Genomic DNA, 5384 nt, shown 5'->3' on the forward strand with positions numbered 1-5384 from the left:
ATTAAATCATATTCCCTTCGGCTAAAGAGCAAACTAGAACACACTTTAGTTATTATTAACTTAAGTAAAGTTAAGTTAAGAGACTTTGCATTTTCTTATCAACCTTGGCAAAAGTTTGTTATCGTTCATTATCGGCATACATAACTTTAAGAAAGGACAACAGACATGAAGACTTCTCAAACTCCCAACCATTTGGGTCAATCAGTGGCTCTAGGTCTGGTTTTAGTCGTAGCGAGTGTTGGTATTTTCATCCTGATGATGGTCCAAAGTGGTGCTTTGCAATCTTAATAATCGTTATGGATCAGGCTTGCCATCCCTGGTTCAACTTTTCGTGAAACTGAAGAAGCCCACCTATAGCGCTATAGGTGGGTCATAAAAAAGACATCTAAAAGACATCTACATATATAGATCTAAAAGAAGATTGTTAAGTTATCAAAATTTAAGCTTGACATCCTCCGACAACACTAACCCTTCCGGTCTACACCGGAAGGGTTATTATCATAAGTTGACCAGAAGCAAACCCGTAGCTTAACATAAGTTAACCAAAATTTATCCCAACTAACCCTTCCCGATTAGCGGGTGTTCATGGTAAAACTCATCAGTAAGTGAACCTCCCAAAGTACACTAACCTGATGACGATGAAAAAATTGACCTTGCTAAAGCAAACTTTGTTCCTCCTTCTTAGCTTATTTTTTTCCGTAGTGGCAACCCCCCTGCCAGAAATTGCTGAAGCAATGCCAACTCTGGTATCTAGCCGACAGCAGTATAATCCACAGCTCAATGACCTTCTTCATCAAGCACGAGAGTTGGTAGATGCGGGTGACTATCAGGGAGCTGTTGCTGTTTACGAAGAAGCAGCTAAGCTGGAACAAGGAAACCCTAAGATTTTTTCGGGCATTGGCTACTTACAAGCAAGTCTGGGCAAATTCCAAGAAGCTGCCGCCGCTTACAAAAAAGCGATCGCACTCCAGCCAGAAAATCCTAATTTCCATTACGCACTGGGTTACAGTCTCGCCAATGCTGGGGACAATGCTGGTGCTGCTACGGCCTATCGTCGTGCCACTAGACTTAACCGGGATAATATTAACGCCTATTTTGGTTTGGCCATTACCCTGCTACGTCAAAAGGACTATCAACGGGCCATAGAAACCTATGAAAAAATCCTGGAAATTGAGCCAGACAATCTAACAGTATACCAGTTAATCGGTGCAGCTTGGTTAGAGCAGGAAAATTCCGAAGAAGCCATAAAAGTGTTCCAAAAGGCAGCGGAAATTGCTCCGAACGAAACCCGTATCCAACTAAGTTTGGGCACAGCTTGGTTGATTCATGGGGATGAGATGGCTGGACTGGCGGCTTTTGAAAAAGCAGTGAAATTAGCCCCTCGTAATCCTGAAATTCACCTCCAAATCGGTCAAATTCTGGAATCAAGAGGGAATTTATCCAAGGCCCTCAAAGCATTTCGGCGAGCAGCTTCTGCCAAACCTGATTTAGTAGAAGCACAGGAGTACATCGGGAAAATTCTTCTAGCCCAAGAACAATACGTACCAGCAGTAGTGACCTATAGACGTTTAATTGAACTGGCTCCGAAAAATGCCCAAGCTCACTATAACCTAGGAGTAGCCTTAAAAAAACGTTCTCGCGTCACCGAAGCCCTCACTGCTATAGAAAAAGCCCTAGAACTTTACCAGAGTCAACGGGATAACGAAGGGATTGAGCAGACCGAGTCTCTGCTCAAGGAACTGCAAAATTTCCTTTAAGGATCAGTCAGTGAGGGAATCATATTAAGTCCTGATAATTACCCTTAATCAAAATCTAGCTCATCTGTCCATCTCCCTATCTCCCCATCAATCTCTTTGATTTTAGGTATTCAACCGGACTTGAGATTAGGGGATAGAATTGCTATGGCTCAAGGCAACTTGAGACTATAGGGCATTGCGCGATCGCAATAACGGTACAGAAACTATCAATCCGCACCACTGTCTTGATGCAATAGCGAGTGGGGGAAACCCCCTTTGGCCGACTGCATCGCTTCCGTAAATTTTTGTTAAAGATAACCTAAAAATTCCGTAAACTCCCTGGCTTTCCCAGGAAAATAATAATATATAGGTCAAGTTACTTGACTGCTATCGGTACTCCAGACAACTAGCTAGTTGTGGAGAGGCGGACAGATGAATAATCAGCAAAGTAAGTCCTCAACCAGAGGGCTAGGGATATTGCCCTTAACTGAAAAAGCCCTAACCCTAATCGGATGGGTGGTTATTGCTTTTTCTGGGAACTATGCTTTAGCCCAGATTACCCCGGATCAAACCTTGGGTAATGAATCTTCAGTGGTAACACCAAATCTAACGATTAGGGGAGAGCCAGGGGATTTGATTGAAGGGGGAGCAGCGCGAGGTAGTAACCTGTTCCACAGCTTTCAAGATTTTAATGTTGGTCAGCTACAGCGGGTTTACTTTGCCAATCCAGCCGGAATCGAGAACATACTCTCTCGGGTGACCGGGAGTAATATCTCCAATATTCTAGGAACTCTTGGTGTCGATGGTGCAGCCAATCTGTTTTTACTCAATCCCAATGGCATCGTCTTTGGCCAGAATGCCAGGTTGGATGTGGCAGGTTCCTTTTTCGCCAGTACAGCCAATAGTTTAGTGTTCAACAACGGTACAGAATTCAGTGCCACTAATCCAGAAGCCCCTCCTTTATTGAGTATTAATATTACTCCGGGATTACAGTATGGCTTGAATCACCCCAAACCCAGCCAAATCACGAACGCTGGTTATTTAGTAGTGGGGCAAGATCTAACCCTAGCTGCTGGCAATCTTGACTTACAAGGTCAACTAATTGCTGGGGGAAATTTGACACTCCATGCAGAAGATACAGTTCAAATAAGGGATAGTATCGGGCAACCATTTATAGCCGCTGCTGGCGGTAAGTTATTGATTCAGGGCAATCAAGGGGTGGATATATTTGCCTTGAACCATCCAGACAGTGGTCTTTTTTCCGGTGGAGATCTGGTTTTGCGGACGCAAAATACTGTTGCTGGTGATGCCCACTATTGGAGTGGTGGCAGTTTCCGGATTGAACAGCTCGATGGCAGCCTCGGAGATTTATTTAGTCCCGATGACCCGATAATTCGCTCAGTTGGGGATGTTAGTTTCAACAGCTATCTAGGAACCTCCCTACATATCGTGGCAGGGGGAGCGGTAGAGATCGGCTCTGTGATTATTACAGGTAATGAAACAGGTACAGAAGGAATAGACTTTATTTCCGAAGCCATTACCTTATCTAATGGCACAGTAGTGGATATTAATGGTCAGACTGAACCGACTCTTGATGTTCGTGCTGGAGTAGATCCGAATCAAGTTGGTATCCCTGGACTGACAGGCAACCAATTCTTTGGTGACTTGTTCAATTTGAATCTCTTTGGCAGACCCACTATTACCAATACTGCCACCAGTGCAGATATTAAAATCGGCACGATCGCTTTTGCTAATGTCAATATATTAGACTTGTTGTTCCAAAACATATCTGCCAATGATCTGTTGGCAGGAAAGGTTTTGCTCACCAATCAGTACAAGCCTAATCCTTCACTAGCAGGAGATATTGAAGTTTCAGCTACTCTAGGTTCGTTAGTGCCAACTCTGGCAAATCTAGCCATTCAGAACGGTGAAGTATTAAAGGGAGGGTCAGTTACTATCGATTCTCGCGGTAGCATTACTCTCAACGGTATAGTTAATACCATTGCTATTCCAAATAATGATCCGTCTAATCCTATTCCAAATGACGATCCGTCTAAGCTTTTCTCTGGCAATGGGGGTGATGTCACGTTTTTGGCCAATGATAACATCACCCTCAATCCAGGTTCTTTCATTGCTTCTGCTGGAATAGAGGGAGGTAAGATCACCCTCAACAGCGGTAGCAACTTTTTGCTTGATGACTCTGGTGTTGTTACTGTTACAACTGGGGCAGGTGTAGGAGGAAATTTAATTGTCAATGCCCCTGAGTCAGTGACATTAATTAATAGAGAAGGGTCAGGCTTCAGCAATTTGGGGGAATTGGTCACCAACTTCACCAATTCCAACTTGCTAGAACGGCTCCTAGGTTTCAATGGGTCTGGCTTGGCAACGGTTACAACTGGACCAGGGAATTCTGGGGACTTAACCATTAATACCAGAACCTTGAGTATCCAAAACCAAGCCCAAAACCAAGCATCACAGAATCAAGAATTACGGAATAGTTATGCTGGAGCTACTACTATCGCTTTAAGTGGTAGTAGTGGCAAGAGTGGAGATTTAACTGTTAACGCTGAGTCGGTGGAAATTGTCGGCAACGAAACGGGTCCATTTATCCCTACTCCTAACGAACGAGTAGCCAAGGCTATCAGAGATATTCCCACGGGGTTGACCACTGCTACTGTAGGTAGGGGTCAGGGAGGTGACTTAACCATTAATACCCAACGTTTAACGATTCAGGATGGAGCTGGAGTAACCACAGGAACTGTTGCCAGAAGCCTAGACAACCCAGGGGATGGAGGGAATTTAACCATAAATGCCACTGAGTCAGTGACATTGTCTGGTAAGGCGGCTTTGGCTACCGGTACCTTGAACTCATCTCAGGCAGGTGAGTTGAAGGTCAACACACCCACATTGACTCTCGGGGATGGAGCGGTAATTGCTGCTGATACCACTGGTTCAGGGGATGCTGGCGACTTAACGATTAACACCGAGAAACTTTTAGTACGTGATGGCTCAAGAATTGGCGCAGCAACAGGAAATAGTGGTACGGGAGCCAATATAACAGTCATCGCTTCGGACTTAGTTAAGTTAGTGGGCACTACTGCCGATGATCAGAAAGTTCCTAGTGGTATATTCGCTAACTCTCAATTCATTAACGATGAAAGAAATGAACTTGGGGATGCTGGCAACATTGAGATTAATACAAAAACGTTGATTGTCCGGGATGGAGCAGTTGTATCGAGTTCTACCGAAGCCGCTGGGGCTGGTGGAACGATAACTATTGATGTTAATACTCTCGAAATTACGACTGGTGGACAACTTCGCACCACTGCCTTTGGGGATGGTCGGGCTGGTAACATTACCCTGAATATCGATAAGACGGTGGTGATCGCAAATCCCAATAGCGGACTGTTAGCAGAGACTGAAGGGGCTGGGGCTGGTGGAACGATCACGATTAATACTCAAGACTTAACACTCCAAGATGAAGCACAGATTTCTGCATCTACCTCTGGTACAGGAACCTCTGGAAGCATTGTTGTTGAGAATGCTGACTCTGTCCAGCTTGCCGACAACAGCTCAATTTCAACGGAGGTAAAGGCTGGTGCAGAGGTAAACGCTAGCCCAGGGGAGGAAGTGGGTACGATTGATATT

At 44.7% G+C, this 5384-nt stretch carries 3 protein-coding genes; all 3 read left to right on the forward strand.

Translation table 11 applies throughout. The features are described from left to right. Positions 1-165 precede the first annotated feature (165 nt). Positions 166-288, forward strand: a complete 123-nt coding sequence (locus F6K38_RS34410; RefSeq protein WP_008180130.1) for a hypothetical protein — start codon at positions 166-168, stop codon at positions 286-288. A 413-nt stretch (positions 289-701) separates the two neighbouring features. Continuing rightward, positions 702-1757, forward strand: a complete 1056-nt coding sequence (locus tag F6K38_RS34415) for a tetratricopeptide repeat protein (protein ID WP_287359612.1) — start codon at positions 702-704, stop codon at positions 1755-1757. 411 nt (positions 1758-2168) lie between these two features. After that, positions 2169-5384: two-partner secretion domain-containing protein (locus F6K38_RS34420; RefSeq protein ID WP_287359615.1), on the forward strand; the 3216-nt coding region annotated here is incomplete at its 3' end.

The organism is Moorena sp. SIO3B2 (assembly GCF_010692525.1).
GTDB classification, from domain to species: domain Bacteria; phylum Cyanobacteriota; class Cyanobacteriia; order Cyanobacteriales; family Coleofasciculaceae; genus Moorena; species Moorena producens.